We start from the raw sequence: 1,736 nt of genomic DNA on the forward strand, positions 1-1,736 counted from the left end.
GCCGACCGCGGCAACGCCACCGCCACCAACGACTCCGGACCACAACCCTGAGCAATCAACCTGCGCGCCAAACGATTAGCCCGCACCGACAACTCACCATACGACAACGACTCGCCACCGAACCGCACCGCAACCCGATCACCAAACCGAGCAGCAGCATCATCGAACCACGCCGACAACGTCGAATCCACACCACGATCGGTGCCGACCCCACTCCATGAGAGGACACGGTCCAATTCACCGACAGTGAGTACGTCCACATCACCGACAGCAAGATCCGGATCTGCGGCAGCGCCACGCAGAACATGCTGGAAACGATCGGCGAAGTCGGCAGCGGTCGATTCGTCGAACAGATCCGTCGCATACGTCAGCGTCGCAGACATTCCGGCTTCAGCCTCTTCGAGAGTGAGCTGCAAGTCGAACTTAGCCAGTGCGGCGTCGAACTCGACTGCAGCAGCACGGAGGCCGGGCATTTCGAGAGACGTTTGACCGAGGTTCTGGAACGTCAACGCCACCTGGAACAACGGATGACGAGCCTGCGAACGAACTGGATCGAGAACCTCCACCACACGCTCGAACGGAACATCCGCATGCGCGAACGCCTGCAAATCCACCTCACGCGCCGAAGCCAACAACTCGGCAAACGACATCGACGGATCAACCTCGGTACGCAGCACCAAGGTATTGACGAACATACCGATCACGTCATCGAGCTCGGCTTCACCACGACCCGCGATCGGGGCACCGATCGCAATGTCGGTCGTCGCGGACAGTCGTGCCAACAGCACCGCCAGAGCCGAGTGAACAACCATGAACGGAGTTGCGTTCGTTGCCTTGGCCAGTTCGTCCAGCTCGGACCACAGCAGCGGTTCGATGGTGAAACTGTGATTGGCGCCGCGCCCTGAAGCAATCTCGGGACGCGGACGATCACCAGGCAGATCCAACTGCTCCGGAAGATCAGCCAACGCATCCGACCAGAACGCAATCTGCTTCGCGATCACGGACTGCGGATCGTCCTCGGACCCGAGAACCTCACGCTGCCACAACGAATAGTCGGCATACTGCACCGGCAACGGCGTCCAGGTCGGAGCCTGGCCGTTGGTTCGGGCGTAGTAGGCGGTCATGACGTCGCGGGTCAACGGGCCCATCGAGAAGCCGTCGGTCGAGATGTGATGCATCACGAACGACAACACGAAGTCGTCATCGGCGACCTGAAAAAGCTTGGCGCGCAACGGAACCTCGACAGTGACATCGAAGCCCTGAGCGAAGAACGAATACAGCTCCGCCTGGATTCGGTCGTCTGTGACGCGTTCTGCGCCGAGATCGATCGACACATCTTCTACCGAGCAGATCTTCTGGTAGCCGACGCCGTCGACCTCGGGGTAGACCGTGCGCAGAACCTCGTGGCGGCCGATAACGTCGTGAACTGCCGAATTCAGGGCCGCCAGATCGAGCGCACCCGTGAGCCGAACGGCAACAGGGACATTGTTGACAGCAGAATCGGTGTCGAATCGGTTGAGGAACCACATGCGCTGCTGCGCCAACGACAACGGCACCCGAACCGGACGCACCTGCGCAGTCAACGCCGCACGCGAACCACCACCAACACGAGAACCGAGTCGGGCCGCAAGCCCTTCAACGGTCGACGCCTCGAACAACTCCCGCACCGACACCGAAGCATCCAACGCCTGACCCAACCGAGACGTCACCTGCGTCGCAATCAGCGAATTACCACC

1 protein-coding gene is annotated in these 1,736 nt (G+C 60.8%); it reads right to left on the bottom strand.

Translation table 11 applies throughout. The features are described 5' to 3' along the window. The coding region (locus ACFQ6H_RS29755) for a condensation domain-containing protein (protein WP_378650431.1) at positions 1–1,709 on the bottom strand (1,709 nt) is incomplete at its 3' end. Positions 1,710–1,736: the final 27 nt, after the last annotated feature.

Origin of the sequence: Rhodococcus sp. NPDC056506 (assembly GCF_042794945.1) — a bacterium.
Taxonomy (GTDB): Bacteria; Actinomycetota; Actinomycetes; order Mycobacteriales; family Mycobacteriaceae; genus Rhodococcus_F.